This window comes from Streptomyces sp. HUAS TT11 (genome assembly GCF_051553595.1).
Taxonomy (GTDB): Bacteria; Actinomycetota; Actinomycetes; order Streptomycetales; family Streptomycetaceae; genus Streptomyces.
Genome location: NZ_CP196184.1, coordinates 2,096,462 through 2,112,406, shown reverse-complemented (window position 1 = coordinate 2,112,406; position 15,945 = coordinate 2,096,462). Strand labels below are relative to the sequence as shown.

The window sequence follows — 15,945 nt, the reverse complement described above, 5'->3', positions numbered from 1 at the left end:
GAGAGACGGCGTCCCGTTCCGCGCCGTCTCGGACCCGTCTTTGTCCTGTGAGTGGAGAAAGATTGCGGGAATCCCTGCGCGACTTCTTCCCACTCCCGGCAGTCGCTGCTACGTTCCACTCGAAAGCCCGGCACTGGTAGCCGATTTGAGGCGGGGAGGGGCGCGTGAGACGCATGACTGCACGACCGGCGAACGCGCACCAGGCCCGGCTGCTCAAGCTGTTGCGCGACGGAGGACCCAACTCCCGGGCGCAGCTGGGCGATCAGGTCGACCTCTCGCGGTCCAAGCTGGCCGTGGAGGTGGACCGGCTCCTGGAGACGGGACTGGTGGTCGCGGACGGGCTCGCCGCCTCGCGCGGCGGTCGCCGCTCGCACAACATCCGGCTCGCCCCGAACCTGCGCTTCCTCGGCGTCGACATCGGCGCGACCTCGGTCGACGTCGCGGTCACCAACGCCGAACTGGAAGTGCTGGGGCACCTCAACCACCCCATGGACGTACGCGAGGGCCCGGTCGCGGTCTTCGAGCAAGTCCTGTCCATGGCGGCGAAGTTGCGGGCGACGGGACTGGCCGAGGGCTTCGACGGCGCCGGTATCGGCGTCCCCGGCCCGGTCCGTTTCCCGGAGGGTGTGCCGGTGGCACCGCCGATCATGCCGGGCTGGGACGGCTTCCCGGTGCGGGAGGCGCTCAGCCAGGAGCTCGGCTGTCCCGTCATGGTCGACAACGACGTGAACCTGATGGCCATGGGGGAGCAGCACGCGGGCGTCGCACGCTCCGTGGGCGACTTCCTCTGCATCAAGATCGGTACCGGCATCGGATGCGGCATCGTCGTCGGCGGTGAGGTCCACCGCGGTACGACGGGCAGCGCGGGCGACATCGGGCACATCCAGGCCGTGCCCGACGGACGCCCCTGCGCCTGCGGCAACCGGGGCTGCCTCGAGGCCCACTTCAGCGGCGCGGCACTGGCCCGCGACGCGCTGGAGGCGGCCCAGCAAGGACTGTCGGCGGAACTCGCCTCCCGGCTGGAGACGAACGGCGCGCTCACCGCCGTCGACGTCGCCGCCGCGGCCGCGGCGGGCGATGCCACCTCGCTCGACCTCATCAGGGAGGGCGGTACCCGCACCGGCCAGGTCATCGCCGGCCTGGTCAGCTTCTTCAACCCCGGACTCGTGGTGATCGGCGGCGGTGTGACCGGTCTCGGCCACACCCTGCTCGCCGCGATCCGCACCCAGGTCTACCGCCAGTCGCTGCCTCTCGCGACCGGCAACCTGCCCATCGTCCTCGGTGAACTGGGCCAGAACGCCGGTGTCATCGGCGCGGCCCGTCTCATCAGCGACCACCTGTTCTCGCCCGCCTAATCGGCTCGTCCGGCAAGAGATCCACCAGTACAGCGCCCTGCTCTGCCCTGCCCTGACAACGCCTGCCCGGCACGCGTTCCGCCCTGAAACCGGCTCGCACGCCCGCCGAGGGGAACCCACATGGCACCAGAAACACCGCTGCTCAGCATGTCCGGCATCACCAAGTCGTTCCCCGGAGTCCGGGCCCTCGACGGCGTCGACCTCGACGTACGGGCCGGTGAAGTGCACTGCCTGCTCGGCCAGAACGGGGCCGGCAAGTCCACCCTCATCAAGGTCCTGGCCGGTGCGCACCAGCCCGACACCGGCGCGATCCACTGGCGCGGCGAACCCGTCACGCTTCGCTCGCCGATCGCCGCCATGCGACTGGGCATCGCCACCATCTACCAGGAACTCGATCTGGTGGAGCACCTGTCGGTGGCCGAGAACGTCCACCTCGGCCACGAACCCACCACCGCCGGCTTTGTCGTACGGGGCAAGGCGGCGCGGGCGTCGACGGCCGCGCTGCTGCGCCGGCTCGGCCACCCGGAGATCGACCCGGCGCGCCTGGTCGGGGAGTTGTCGGCCGCTCAGCAGCAGATCGTGTCCATGGCACGGGCGCTCTCCCACGACGTACGGCTCATCGTGATGGACGAGCCGTCCGCCGCGCTCGACCCGGACGAGGTCGACAACCTGTTCCGCATCGTGGGCGACCTGACCGCCGACGACGTCGCGGTCGTCTACATCTCGCACCGGCTCGAGGAGATCCGCCGCATCGGCGACCGGGTGACCGTCCTCAAGGACGGTCGGGCGGTGGCGGGCGGGCTGCCCGCCAAGTCGACGCCGACCCGGGAGGTCGTGGCGCTGATGACGGGACGCAACGTCGAGTACGTCTTTCCCGAGCGACCCTCCGCGGTCCCCACCGGCGAGCCCGTCCTTCAGGTGCGGGGGCTGGCGCGGGACGGCGAGTTCGCGCCGCTCGACCTGGAGATCCGCCCCGGTGAGATCGTCGGCCTCGCCGGTCTCGTCGGATCGGGCCGCTCCGAGGTCCTCGAGACGATCTACGGCGCCCGCAGGCCCACCACCGGCCAGGTTCTCGTCGACGGGCGCCCGCTGCGCCCCGGAAGCGTCCGCGCGGCGGTGCGCGCGGGACTCGGACTGGCCCCCGAGGAACGCAAGGCGCAGGCACTGCTCATGCTGGAGTCCGTCACCCGCAACGTCTCGGTCTCCTCCCTGTCGCGCTTCTCGCGCGGAGGCTGGATCGACCGTCGCGCCGAACTCGGCGCCGCGCGCGCGTCGACCCGGGAGCTGTCCCTGCGCCCCGACAACCCCGCCGTACCCGTCCGCACGCTCTCCGGCGGCAACCAGCAGAAGGCCGTCCTGGCCCGCTGGCTGCTGCGCGGCTGCCGCGTGCTGCTGCTCGACGAACCGACGCGCGGCGTCGACGTCGGCGCCCGCGCCGAGCTCTACGCGGTGGTGCGCCGGCTCGCCGACGAGGGCCTCGCGGTGCTGCTGGTCTCCAGCGAGGTGCCCGAGGTGCTCGGCCTGGCCGACCGTGTCCTGGTACTGCGCGAGGGCCGCGTCGTGCACACGGCGCCCGCCCGCGAACTCGACGAGCACCGCGTCCTCGACCTCGTCATGGAAGGGAGCCCGGCGTCATGACGCAGCCCGTGTCCCCGCCGCGCGGCAGCACCGGCAAGGTGCCGTCGATCGGCCAACCGCCCGCCTGGCGCGTCCTCGCCGGCCGCGCGGACGTCCGTACCCTGTCCCTTCTGGGGGTGCTCGCCGCGCTGGTCCTCATCGGCGGCATCACCAAACCCGACGAGTTCCTCGACACCCGCAACCTCCAACTCGTCCTCACCCAGGCCTCGGTGATCGGGGTCGTCACCGTCGGGATGACCTTCGTCATCACCTCGGGCGGGATCGACCTGTCGGTGGGCGCCATCGTCGCCCTCGCCTCCGTGTGGGCGACCACGGTCGCGACACAGGAATACGGATTCGCCGGCATCCTCTTCACGGCGATGCTCGTCGGGGTGGGCTGCGGGCTGGTCAACGGCCTGCTCATCGCCTACGGCGGCATGGTCCCGTTCATCGCCACACTCGCCATGCTGGCCTCCGCGCGCGGTCTGGCGCTGCAGATCACCGACGGGCGGACGCAGATCGTCACCGTCGACGGGATACTCAAGCTCGGCGAACGCGACTCCTACGTGCTCGGCATCCCGCCGCTCGTGCTGGTCTTCGCCCTGGTGACGGTCATCGGCTGGCTGGTGCTGAACCGCACCACCTTCGGGCGCCGCACGGTCGCCGTCGGCGGCAACGCGGAGGCGGCCCGGCTCGCCGGCATCGACGTACGGCGCCAGCGGCTGTATCTCTACCTGCTGTCCGGGCTGTGCTGCGGCATCGCGGCTTTCCTCCTGATCATTCTGTCGGGCTCGGGCCAGAACACCAACGGCAATCTGTACGAACTGGACGCCATCGCGGCCGCGATCATCGGCGGCACGCTGCTCAGCGGGGGCCGCGGCACCATCGTCGGCTCCGTCCTGGGTGTCCTGATCTTCACCACGATCACCAACATCTTCGCCCTGAACAACCTGCAGAGCGACGTTCAGCAGATCGCCAAGGGCGCGATCATCGTCGCCGCCGTGCTGGTCCAACGCCGTACCGCAAGCACGACCTGAGGAAAGGGTTCACCGCCATGTCACAGCTCACCAGTCGCAGAGGGCTGCTCTTCGGGAGCGCCGCCGTGTCCGCCGGTGCCCTGCTCGCAGGTTGCACAAGCAACGAGACCAAGTCCGAGAAGCCCGCCGGGAGCGACCAGCCGGCCGCCGACGACAAGCCCGGCAAGCACGTCACCATCGGGTTCGCCGGCCCGCAGGCCGACCACGGCTGGCTCAACGCCATCAACGACAACGCCAAGAACCGTGCCAAGAAGTACTCGGACGTCACGCTGGAGATCACCGAGGGCTCCAACGACACCGCGGCGCAGATCGGCCAGATCGAGACCCTCATCAACAAGAAGGTCGACGTCCTGGTCGTCCTGCCCGCCGACGGCAAGGCGCTCACCCAGGTCGGGCTGAAGGCGATGCGGGCCGGAATCCCGGTCGTCAACCTCGACCGCATCTTCAACACCCCGCAGGCCTACCGCTGCTGGATCGGCGGCGACAACTACGGCATGGGCCTCAACGCCGGCCACTACATCGGCGAGAAGCTCAAGGGGAAGTCCGACGCCCGGGTCATCGAACTGGCCGGCATCGACAACCTCGAGCTCACCAAGCAGCGCACCCAGGGCTTCGACGACGCCCTGAAGAACTACCCGAACATCAAGAAGGTGGCCCGCCAGGCCGCCGAGTTCACGGTGGAGTCGGGTCAGGCGAAGATGGCTCAACTCCTCCAGGCTCAGCCCAAGTTCGACGCGCTGTGGAACCACGACGACGATCAGGGCGTGGGTGCGCTGCGGGCCATCGAGCAGGCCGGCCGCGACGACTTCCTGATGGTCGGCGGGGCCGGGGCGCTGTCCGCGTTCCAGGCCATCAAGCAGGACAACGGCGTCCTCAAGGCGACCGTCCTCTACCCGCCGACCATGGCCGCCTCCGCGATCGACCTCGCGCGCGCCCTCGGCCAGGGCAAGGGCGTCGGGGGCCTCGCCGAGTACGAGATCCCGGCGTCGATCACGCTGTACTCGGCCGTCGTCGACAAGGACAACGTCGACCAGTACATGCCCACCGGCTTCCGCTGACGGGTTCCGCCCGCACCCCCCACGGCTCTTTCACCACGAGGACGAGGAGGACATCCCTATGGGACAGCCGCAGCAGCCGGACGGGACAGAGGAAGAGAAGCCGCCACTTCGCGTCGGCATGGTCGGTTACGCCTTCATGGGCGCCGCCCATTCCCAAGGCTGGCGCACCGTGGGGCGCGTCTTCGACCTGCCGCTGCGGCCGGTCCTGGCGGCGATCTGCGGCCGCGACGGTGCCGCCGTGCGAGCGGCGGCCGACCGGCACGGCTGGGCCGCCGCCGAGACCGACTGGCGCGACCTCGTCGCCCGGGACGACGTCGACCTCGTCGACATCTGCACTCCCGGCGACAGCCACGCGGAGATCGCGCTCGCCGCGCTGGCCGCCGGAAAGCACGTGCTGTGCGAGAAGCCCCTCGCCAACACGGTCGAGGAGGCCGAAGCGATGGTGGCGGCGGCCGAAGCCGCCCGGGCGAACGGCCGGTTGGCGATGGTCGGCTTCAACTACCGGCGCCTGCCCGCCGCCGCCCTCGCGCGGAGCATGGTCGCCGAGGGCAGGCTCGGCACGCTGCGGCACGTACGCGTGACCTACCTTCAGGACTGGCTGGTCGACCCCCGGTTCCCGCTGACCTGGCGGCTGACCAAGGAGCACGCCGGCTCGGGCGCCCTCGGCGACCTGGGCGCCCACATCGTCGACCTCGCCCAGTACCTGGCGGGGGAGCGGCTGGCCGGGGTGTCGGCGCTCACCGAGACCTTCGTCCGGGAGCGGCCGCTGCCCGAGGGGCCCACGAGCGGACTGTCCGCCGTCTCGGCCGGCGGCACAGGAGCCGTCACGGTGGACGACGCGGCCCTGTTCACCGGACGCTTCACCTCCGGTGCCCTCGCCTCCTTCGAGGCCACCCGCTACGCCACCGGGCGCAAGAACGCCCTGCGTATCGAACTCAACGGAGAGCGCGGTTCGTTGGCCTTCGACCTGGAGCGCCTCAACGAACTGTCGTACCACGACGGCACCGAGCCGGGCACGCACGCCGGCTTCCGCCGCATCCTCGTCACCGAACCCGACCACCCCTACCTGGACGCCTGGTGGCCCCCGGGCCACGGCCTCGGCTACGAGCACAGCTTCGTCCACCAGGCCCGCGACCTGGTGCACGCGATCGCCGCGGGCCGTACCCCCGAGCCCTCCTTCGCCGACGGACTCCAGGTGCAGCGGGTCCTCGCGGCGGTGGAGGAGAGCGCACAGAAGAACTCCGTGTACACCCCGACGGCGCTCTGAGGAGGCCTTGGTCATGCCGCGCACGTTCACGCTCTTCACCGGCCAGTGGGCGGACCTTCCGCTGGAGGAGGTCTGCCGCCTGGCCCGCGACTTCGGCTACGACGGGCTCGAACTCGCCTGCTGGGGCGACCACTTCGAGGTCGACAAGGCGCTCGCGGACCCGTCGTACCTCGCCTCGCGCCACGAACTGCTCGACAAGTACGGCCTCAAGTGCTGGGCGGTCTCCAACCACCTGGTCGGCCAGGCCGTCTGCGACGCCATCATCGACGAGCGCCACCAGGCCATCCTTCCGGCGCGGATCTGGGGCGACGGCGACGGGGAAGGCGTACGGCGGCGGGCCGCCGCCGAGATCGCCGACACCGCCCGTGCCGCCGCGGCCTTCGGCGTCGACACCGTCATCGGCTTCACCGGCTCCGCGATCTGGCACCTGGTCGCCATGTTCCCGCCCGCCCCCGAGTCGATGATCGCGCGTGGTTACGAGGACTTCGCCGAGCGCTGGAACCCGATCCTCGACGTCTTCGACGCCGAGGGCGTGCGGTTCGCGCACGAGGTCCACCCCAGCGAGATCGCCTACGACTACTGGACGACGCAGCGGGCGCTCGAGGCCGTCGACCACCGGCCCGCGTTCGGGCTGAACTTCGACCCCTCGCACTTCGTCTGGCAGGACCTGGACCCGGTCGGCTTCCTGTGGGACTTCCGTGACCGGATCTACCACGTCGACTGCAAGGAGGCCCGCAAGCGCCTCGACGGCCGCAACGGGCGCCTCGGCTCCCATCTGCCGTGGGGAGACCCGCGCCGCGGCTGGGACTTCGTGTCCGCCGGGCACGGCGACGTCCCGTGGGAGGACGTCTTCCGGATGCTGCGCTCCATCGACTACCGGGGCCCCGTGTCCGTCGAGTGGGAGGACGCCGGCATGGACCGGCTCCAGGGCGCCCCCGAAGCCCTTTCGCGCCTGAAGGCGTACGACTTCGAGCCGCCGTCGGCATCCTTCGACGCGGCGTTCGGCAACTGACCCCTTTACCGCTTTTCCGCATCTCCGGGATGACGGCGCATCCCGGCGTCAGCACCCGCCCCGTACAACCGGCCCCTTTCTGGAGGCACTCGTGCACGGGAACGACCGCATCATCGGCACCGACAGAATCGAGACCCACAGACGACGCCGCCCGTCCCTGCGCAAGGCAGTCGCCCTCCTCGGCGGCGCACTGCTGGCAGGCGCGTCCCTCACCCTCGCCGCACCCCAGGCCGGCGCAGCCGTCACCGACCGGGGTGCCGTCGCCGCCGAGGACTTCCAGCAGGTCACCCTCGCCAAGGGCGAGGCGGAGGTCGGCGAGCCCATGTCGCTCGCCGTCCTCCCGGACCGCTCCGTCCTGCACACCTCGCGCGACGGTGAGCTCCGCCTGACCGACGCGGCGGGCAACACCCGGCTCGCCGGCAAGCTCGACGTGTACTCGCACGACGAGGAGGGACTGCAAGGCGTCGGTGTCGACCCGCACTTCACCGACAACCGCTTCATCTACCTCTACTACGCACCCCCGTTGAGCACACCCGCGGGCGACGCCCCCGAGAACGGCACCGCGGCCGACTTCGCGCCCTTCGACGGTGTGAACCGGCTGTCCCGCTTCGTGCTCAAGGCGGACGGCACGCTCGACTCGGCCAGTGAGAAGAACATCCTCGAGGTCAAGACGTCCCGAGGCATCTGCTGCCACGTCGGCGGTGACATCGACTTCGACGCGGCCGGAAACCTGTACCTGTCGACGGGCGACGACACCAACCCCTTCCAGTCGGACGGCTACAACCCGATCGACGAGCGCTCGGACCGCAACCCGGCCTTCGACGCCCAGCGTTCGGCCGGCAACACCAACGACCTGCGCGGAAAGATCCTGCGTATCAAGGTGAACGACGACGGCTCGTACTCCATCCCGGACGGCAACCTCTTCCCGCCCGGCACGGACAAGACGCGCCCCGAGATCTACGCGATGGGCTTCCGCAACCCGTTCCGCTTCAGCGTGGACAAGGAGACCGGCATCGCCTACGTCGGCGACTACGGTCCCGACGCGGGTGCCGCCGACCCCAAGCGCGGCCCCGGCGGGCAGGTCGAGTTCGCCCGGGTCACCGGCCCCGGCAACTTCGGCTGGCCGTACTGCACCGGCGACAACGATGCCTACGTCGACTACGACTTCGCCACCGGGGCGTCCGGCGCGAGCTTCGACTGCAACGCGCCGAAGAACAACTCGCCCCACAACACGGGTCTGACGGACCTGCCCCCCGCCCAGTCCGCCTGGATTCCCTACGACGGCGCGTCCGTGCCCGAGTTCGGCGACGGCTCGGAGTCCCCGATGGGCGGCCCGGTCTACCACTACGACCCCGCGCTCGACTCGCCGGTGAAGTTCCCCGAGGCCTACGACGGCAACTTCTTCGCGGGTGAGTTCGGCCGACGCTGGATCAAGCGGATCGTCAGCGACACGGACGGGAACGTGCAGTCGATCAACCCCTTCCCCTGGACCGGCACCCAGGTGATGGACATGGCCTTCGGGCCCGACGGCGCGCTCTACGTCCTCGACTACGGCACCGCCTGGTTCGGCGGCGACGACAACTCGGGTCTGTACCGCATCGAGAACGCGACCGACGGCCATTCGCCGGTGGCGCAGGCGGCGGCGAGCAAGACCTCGGGTCAGGCACCCCTGAAGGTGGCGTTCTCCTCCGCGGGGAGCAGCGACCAGGACGGGGACGCGCTCACCTACAGCTGGGACTTCGGCGACGGAGGCACGTCGACCGCCGCCAACCCGTCCCACACGTACCGGAAGAACGGGACCTACACGGCGACCGTCACCGCCAAGGACGGCGACGGCCGTACCGGCGGCGCGAGCGTGCAGATCGTCGTCGGCAACACGGCACCGAAGGTGACGCTCGAACTCCCGCAGGACGGCCAGCTGTTCAGCTTCGGCGACGCCGTTCCGTTCAAGGTGAAGGTCACCGACCCGGAGGACGGGAAGAGCATCGACTGCTCGAAGGTCACGGTCAACTTCGTCCTCGGCCATGACACCCACGGCCACCCGATCACCTCGGCCAACGGCTGCTCCGGCACCATCCAGACCACCGCAGACGGCGGGCACGACGAGGACGAGAACATCTTCGGCGTCTTCGACGCGCAGTACACGGACGGTGGAGGCGGCGGACAGGCCCCGCTCACCTCGCACGACCAGAGCGTCGCCCAGCCGCGGCACCGGCAGGCCGAGCACTTCGGCACCTCCTCCGGCGTCTCGGTGATCACGAAGGACACCGCGCACGGCGGCCGGACGGTCGGCGACGTCGACAACGGCGACTGGATCTCCTTCACGCCGTATGTCCTGAGCAACGCCAAGAAGATCACGGCGCGCATCTCCTCCGGCGGCGCGGGCGGCACCCTCGAGGTCCGCGCGGGCTCGGCGAAGGGGACCCTGCTGGGCAAGGCGACCGTGCCGGTGACCGGCGGCTGGGAGAACTTCCAGGACGTCAGCGCGAACCTGTCCCGCGCCCCGAAGGGAACGACCACGCTCTATCTGGTCTTCAAGGGGAGCACCGGGTCCGGCGCCCTGTACGACGTCGACGACTTCACGTTCACGACGAGCTGAGGAGGGGAGCCATGCACGCGACCGGCAGACTGACGACCGCGGTTGTGGGAGCGGCCCTGCTGCTCGGCTGTGTCTCGGGGCCCGCCGCCTCGCACTCCGCCGACGGCAAGCGCGTCCTGGTCTTCTCCAAGACGGCCGGCTTCCGGCACGACTCCATCCCGGACGGCGTCGCGGCGGTGCGGCAACTCGGCGAGACGAGCGGCTTCGCCGTCGACGCGACGGAGGACGCGGGCGCCTTCACCTCGAAGAACCTCAAGCGCTATGACGCGGTGGTGTTCCTGTCGACGACGGGAGACGTGCTCGACTCCACGCAGCAGAGCGCCTTCGAGGGCTACATCCGGCACGGCGGCGCATACGTCGGTATCCATGCGGCCGCCGACACCGAGTACGACTGGGAGTTCTACGGCGGCCTCGCCGGCGCCTACTTCCAGTCGCACCCGGCGATCCAGCAGGCGGAGGTGGACGTGGAGGACCGCGCCCACCCGGCGACCTCGGAGCTGGCGCGGACCTGGGAGCGGACCGACGAGTGGTACAACTACCGCTCCAATCCGCGGGAGAGGGCGCACGTCCTCGCCTCGCTCGACGAGTCGTCGTACACCGGCGGCACCATGAACGGCGACCATCCGATCGCCTGGTGCCAGAACTACCAGGGCGGCCGCGCCTTCTACACCGGAGGCGGCCACACGAAGGAGTCCTACACCGACCCCGCCTTCCTCCGGCACCTGCGGGGCGGGATCACCTGGGCGATCGGCGACGCCCAGGCGGACTGCCGCCCGGAGAACGGCTACCGGCCGCTCTTCGACGGTACGGCCGGATCGCTGTCCGGCTGGAAGCAGGCGGGCCCGGGCTCCTTCACCCTCGACGACGACGGCACCCTGACGTCGACGGGCGGTCTGGGCATGCTCTGGTACGCCGCGTCGGCCTTCTCCAGGTACTCGCTGAAGCTCGACTGGAAGGCGGCCGGTGACGACAACTCCGGGGTGTTCGTGGGCTTCCCGCCCTCGGACGACCCGTGGTCGGCCGTGGACAACGGCTACGAGATCCAGATCGACGCCACCGACGTGCCCGAGAAGACCACCGGGTCCGTCTACGGCTTCCGCTCCGCCGATCTGAAGAAGCGCGACCGAGCGCTGAATCCGCCGGGGGAGTGGAACACGTACGAGATCCGCGTGGAGGGCGAGCACCTCCGCGTGTGGCTCAACGGCGTCAAGATCAACGATTTCACCAACACCGATCCGGCGCGGAGCCTGCGCGACGGACACGTCGGCATCCAGAACCACGGATCCGGCGACGAGGTGTCCTTCCGGGACATCCGCATCAAGGAACTGCCCGCCAAGGGCAAATGAGCGGCGGCGGGCGGGAGACGCCGGACTCCCGCCCGCCGTCTTCCTCCCGACCTGCCGAGGTTCGCAACGCAAGGAGGCTGCCCATGTCCGCGTCCCCTTCCCGAGCCCGTGCCGGTGTGTGGCTGATCGGCGCCCGCGGCTCCGTCGCCACGACCGTCGTCGCCGGGTGCGCCGCCGTCAGCGCGGGTCTGCACCCACCCACCGGCATGGTCACCGAGACGTCCGTGTTCGCCGCCTCGGGGCTTCCGGCGCTGTCGGAACTGGTCTTCGGCGGCCACGACACGGTGGACTGCCCCCTGCCCAAACGCGCGGAGGCACTGGCGGCCGGCGGGGTGCTGCCGCCCGGCCTGCCCCCGGCCGTCATGGCCGAACTCGCCGCCGCCGACCGTGAGATCAGGCCGGGCGGCCCCGGCCCGGCGGACACACGGAGCGAGGAGGAGCTGATCGCCGCCTTCGCCGCGGACATCGACGACTTCGTGCAACGGCGCGGCCTCGAACGCGCGGTGGTGGTGAACGTGGCCTCCACCGAGCCGTCGGTCACCGGTGATGCGCTGCCACCGAGCTCGCTGTATGCGGCGGCCGCGCTCCGGGCGGGCTGCCCGTACGTGAACTTCACCCCCTCGACCGGCCTGCACCATCCGGCCCTGGCGGGCACCGCGGCCGCGAGCGGACTGCCGTACGCGGGCCGCGACGGCAAGACCGGGCAGACACTGTTGCGTTCGGTGCTGGGCCCGATGTTCGCGCAGCGGGCCCTCGCGGTGCGGGCCTGGTCCGGGACCAACCTGCTGGGCGGCGGCGACGGCGCCTCGCTGGCCGACCCGGATGCGGCCGCCGCCAAGAACGCCGGCAAGGAGAGGGTCCTCACCGACACCCTCGGCACATCCGTCGAGGGCGAGGTGCACATCGACGACGTCCCCGCCCTCGGCGACTGGAAGACCGCCTGGGACCACGTCGCCTTCGACGGCTTCCTCGGCACGCGCATGGTGCTCCAGACCATCTGGCAGGGCTGCGACTCGGCACTGGCCGCGCCGCTGGTGCTCGACCTGGCCCGGCTCGCGCTGCGCGCCCACGAGGCCGGTCTGTCGGGCCCCCTGGAAGAGCTCGGCTTCTACTTCAAGGATCCGGTGGGTCGGGGACCCTCGGCGCTCGGGGAGCAGTACGCGGCGCTGGCCGGCTTCGCGGACCGGTTGCGGGAGACGGGCACCGAAGAGGGCCCGGAGGGACCGCGATGAGCCACGGCGACTCGGCCACGGACCCGGCCGACGCACCCGGTGCACGACGGGCCGGCGCCGGTGGCCGGACCGGACTCGGTGCCTGGGCCGAACTGCTGCGTGTGCCCGCCCTGTTCACCGTGCCCGGTGACGCACTCGCCGGTGCGGCCGCGGTCCCGGCGACCCCGGGCCGCCGCACCGTCCTGGCCATCGGCTCCTCCCTGTGCCTGTACGAGGCGGGCATGGCCCTCAACGACTGGGCCGACCGCGACGAGGACGCCCTGGAGCGCCCTCACCGCCCCCTGCCCTCCGGACGTGTCGCCCCCGCGGCCGCCCTCACCGCCGCCTGCGCCCTCACCGCGGCCGGCCTCGCCCTGGCCCGCTGCGCCGGCCGTCCCGCACTCCGGGTCGCGGTCCCCCTCGCGGCCACCGTGTGGGCGTACGACCTGGGCCTGAAGCGCACACCGGGCGGCCCGCCGGCGATGGCGGCGGCACGGGGCCTCGACGTGCTCCTGGGGGCGGCGGCCACCGGGGGCCACATCAGGCCGGCCCTCGCCCCGGCCGCTCTCCTCGGCAGCCACACGCTCGCCGTCACCGCCGTGTCCCGCCACGAGACCCGGGGCGGTTCACCCCTGTCCGGTCTGGCCGCACTGGTCACGACCGGGGTGCTGACCCGGCTGCTGCCACGCCGGGGAGCCGGGGCCGCCGCGGGGACACCGGCACCGCCCACGGGCACCCTCGGCGCGGCGCTCGCCGCCGCCTATGCCGCCACCGCGGCCCGGCCCTACCTCCACGCCACCCTGAATCCGTCACCCCCGCTCACCCAGCGCGCCGTGGGAGCCGGCATCCGCGCCACGATCCCGCTCCAGGCGGCGCTCGCGGCCCGCTCCGGGGCCCCGGTCAGCGCGCTGCTCACCGCGGCCCTGGCGCCTCTTGCCGCGAAGTTCGCGAGGAAGGTGAGCGTGACATGACTCCCGGACCTGGCGCGCTCCGCTTCGGTTACGGCACCAACGGCCTCGCCGACCTCCGTCTCGACGACGCCCTCGCGCTGCTCGCCGACCTCGGCTACGACGGCGTCGGACTGACCCTCGACCATATGCACCTCGACCCGCTGGCTCCCGACCTGGCCTCCCGCACGCGCAGGCTCGCCCGGCGCCTGGAGACGCTCGGCCTGGAGGTCACCGTCGAGACCGGCGCCCGCTATGTGCTCGACCCGCGCCGCAAACACGGTCCCTCCCTCCTGGACGCCGCCCCGGAGGACCGGGCCCGCCGTGCCGACCTGCTGTCACGGGCCGTGCGGATCGCCGCCGAACTCGGCGCCCATGCGGTGCACTGCTTCAGCGGCACCGTCCCGGAGGGATGCGACGAGGACACGGCGTGGAAGCGGCTGGCCGAGGGGCTCACCCCCGTCCTGGAGGCCGCAGCCACCGCGGGCGTCCCTCTCGCCGTCGAGCCCGAACCGGGTCATCTACTCGCCACCCTCGCCGACTTCCACCGGCTGCGGGAGGCCCTCGCGGACCCCGAACACCTCGGCCTCACCCTCGACATCGGACACTGCCAGTGCCTGGAGCCCCTTCCTCCCGCGGACTGCGTACGTGCGGCCGCCCCCTGGCTGCGGCACGTCCAGATCGAGGACATGCGCCGGGGCGTGCACGAGCACCTCCCCTTCGGAGAGGGCGACATCGACTTCCCGCCGGTCCTCGCGGCCCTGTCGGACGCCGCCTACCGGGGGCTGACCGTCGTCGAACTGCCCCGCCACTCCCATGCCGGGCCCCACCACGCCCAGCTCTCCCTCCCGTTCCTCCGCACAGCGGCGGCGACCGCCACCACCCACACGCCGGTCGCCACCCCCACCCACGGCGCGCCCTCCGCCACCCCCGATGGGAGCCCTGCATGACCCACCCCCACGCCGCCCCGGGAGGCCCCGCGGCCGGTGCCTCGCTCGCCCGCACCCCACCGGACGAGCTGCACGCCCGCCTCGGCGCCCACCTCGACGCATCCGCCCGCGCCTGGCTCGACCGGTCACTCGACGAGGCCGCCGCCCATCCCGGCGCCCATGGCCCCATCTCCGTCTGGGAGTTGCGTCTCGCGGAGGCCGGACGCCGCTGCGGTCCCGTACACGCCGACGCGGCCCGTGTCCTCATCCTCCACGCGGCCCGCGCCGACACCACGGCACTCACCCGGGTCTACCGGCAGGGCACCGCCGACGAGCGACGCGCCGTCCTGCACGCCCTGGCCCATCTCGTGCCGGGCCCGGACGCCCTTCCCCTCGTCGAGGACGCGCTGCGCACCAACGACACCCGGCTGGTGGCCGCCGCCGTCGGCCCGTACGCGGCCCGGCATCTCGCCGCCCACCTCTGGCGGCACGCCGTCCTGAAGTGCCTGTTCACCGGCGTGTCCGTCACCGGTGTGACGGACCTGGCGCGGCGCGCCCGGGGAGACGCCGAACTCGCCCGCATGCTGCGCGACTACGCCGCCGAACGGACCGCCGCGGGCCGCCCCGTGCCGGAGGACCTGCACCGCGTCCTCGCCCTGACCGAGTCCGCGCCCACTCCGCCTTCCTCGGACGCCCCCCACGGCAAGGAGTCCTGATGCGCATCTTCGACCCCCATATCCATATGACGTCGCGGACCACGGACGACTACGAGGCCATGTACGCCGCGGGCGTCCGCGCCGTGGTCGAGCCGTCCTTCTGGCTCGGCCAGCCCCGCACCTCTCCCGCCACCTTCCTCGACTACTTCGACTCCCTCCTGGGCTGGGAACCCTTCCGCGCCGCCCAGCACGGCATCGCCCACCACTGCACCCTCGCCCTCAATCCGAAGGAGGCGGGCGACCCGCGCTGTGTACCGGTCCTCGACGAACTGCCCCGGTACCTCGTCAAGGACGGGGTCGTGGCCGTCGGCGAGATCGGCTACGACTCCATGACCCCCGCCGAGGACACCGCGCTCGCCGCCCAGCTCCAGCTCGCCGCCGATCACACACTGCCCGCGCTCGTCCACACCCCGCACCGCGACAAGCTCGCCGGCCTGCGCCGCACCCTCGACGTCGTCCGGGAGTCCGCACTGCCCCCGGACCACGTGCTGGTCGACCACCTCAACGAGACCACCGTCAAGGAGGCCAAGGACAGCGGCTGCTGGCTGGGGTTCTCCGTCTACCCCGAGACCAAGATGGACGAGGGGCGGATGGTGGCGATCCTGCGGGAGTACGGGCCCGAGCGGGTCCTGGTGAACTCCGCGGCGGACTGGGGCAGGAGCGACCCGCTCAAGACCCGCAAGGTCGCCGACGCGATGCTCGGGGACGGCTTCACCGAGGACGAGGTCGACCGGGTGCTGTGGCGCAACCCCGTCGCGTTCTACGGGATCAGCGGCCGGCTCGACCTCGCCCCCGCCGGCACGGCGGCGACCCACGAGGGCAACTCCATCCTGCGCGGCGGGGAGTGAGGC

At 71.7% G+C, this 15,945-nt stretch carries 13 protein-coding genes; all 13 read left to right on the top strand.

What is annotated here, in order from left to right:
• Positions 1–173: 173 nt before the first annotated feature.
• The 13 genes from ACSHXN_RS09535 (at position 174) to ACSHXN_RS09475 (ending at position 15,942) form a co-directional block, all read left to right on the top strand.
• Positions 174–1,355 (top strand): ROK family transcriptional regulator, encoded by a 1,182-nt coding sequence (locus ACSHXN_RS09535; protein ID WP_355128337.1) that lies wholly within the window; start codon positions 174–176, stop codon positions 1,353–1,355.
• Between the two features lie 120 nt (positions 1,356–1,475).
• Positions 1,476–2,993 (top strand): sugar ABC transporter ATP-binding protein, encoded by a 1,518-nt coding sequence (locus ACSHXN_RS09530; protein WP_355128339.1) that lies wholly within the window; start codon positions 1,476–1,478, stop codon positions 2,991–2,993.
• Positions 2,990–4,009, top strand: coding sequence for an ABC transporter permease (locus ACSHXN_RS09525; protein WP_355128341.1), 1,020 nt, complete (start codon positions 2,990–2,992; stop codon positions 4,007–4,009). Before ACSHXN_RS09530 ends, ACSHXN_RS09525 begins: the two co-directional genes overlap by 4 nt.
• 17 nt (positions 4,010–4,026) lie before the next feature.
• Positions 4,027–5,067, top strand: a complete 1,041-nt coding sequence (locus ACSHXN_RS09520; RefSeq protein ID WP_355128343.1) for a substrate-binding domain-containing protein — start codon at positions 4,027–4,029, stop codon at positions 5,065–5,067.
• Between the two features lie 58 nt (positions 5,068–5,125).
• A complete protein-coding gene (locus ACSHXN_RS09515; RefSeq protein ID WP_355128345.1) occupies positions 5,126–6,334 on the top strand; it encodes a Gfo/Idh/MocA family protein in 1,209 nt (402 codons plus the stop codon).
• 13 nt (positions 6,335–6,347) lie between these two features.
• On the top strand, positions 6,348–7,346 hold the full coding sequence (locus tag ACSHXN_RS09510; protein ID WP_355128347.1) for a sugar phosphate isomerase/epimerase family protein: 999 nt from the start codon (positions 6,348–6,350) through the stop codon (positions 7,344–7,346).
• 91 nt (positions 7,347–7,437) lie between these two features.
• The gene (locus ACSHXN_RS09505) at positions 7,438–9,945 is read left to right on the top strand and encodes a PQQ-dependent sugar dehydrogenase (RefSeq protein WP_438302940.1); all 2,508 of its coding nucleotides are present in this window, start codon (positions 7,438–7,440) and stop codon (positions 9,943–9,945) included.
• 11 nt (positions 9,946–9,956) lie between these two features.
• Entirely contained in the window at positions 9,957–11,291 is a 1,335-nt protein-coding gene (locus ACSHXN_RS09500) for a ThuA domain-containing protein (RefSeq protein ID WP_355128351.1), read from the top strand.
• Positions 11,292–11,374: 83 nt separating this feature from the next.
• Complete coding sequence (locus ACSHXN_RS09495; protein WP_355128353.1) at positions 11,375–12,523, top strand: inositol-3-phosphate synthase; 1,149 nt, start codon at positions 11,375–11,377, stop codon at positions 12,521–12,523.
• Complete coding sequence (locus ACSHXN_RS09490) at positions 12,520–13,473, top strand: SCO3242 family prenyltransferase (RefSeq protein ID WP_355128355.1); 954 nt, start codon at positions 12,520–12,522, stop codon at positions 13,471–13,473. Before ACSHXN_RS09495 ends, ACSHXN_RS09490 begins: the two co-directional genes overlap by 4 nt.
• On the top strand, positions 13,470–14,399 hold the full coding sequence (locus tag ACSHXN_RS09485; RefSeq protein WP_355128357.1) for a sugar phosphate isomerase/epimerase family protein: 930 nt from the start codon (positions 13,470–13,472) through the stop codon (positions 14,397–14,399). Before ACSHXN_RS09490 ends, ACSHXN_RS09485 begins: the two co-directional genes overlap by 4 nt.
• Positions 14,396–15,094, top strand: coding sequence for an EboA domain-containing protein (locus ACSHXN_RS09480; protein WP_355128359.1), 699 nt, complete (start codon positions 14,396–14,398; stop codon positions 15,092–15,094). Before ACSHXN_RS09485 ends, ACSHXN_RS09480 begins: the two co-directional genes overlap by 4 nt.
• The gene (locus ACSHXN_RS09475; RefSeq protein WP_438302939.1) at positions 15,094–15,942 is read left to right on the top strand and encodes a TatD family hydrolase; all 849 of its coding nucleotides are present in this window, start codon (positions 15,094–15,096) and stop codon (positions 15,940–15,942) included. Before ACSHXN_RS09480 ends, ACSHXN_RS09475 begins: the two co-directional genes overlap by 1 nt.
• The last annotated feature ends 3 nt before the right edge of the window (positions 15,943–15,945 follow it).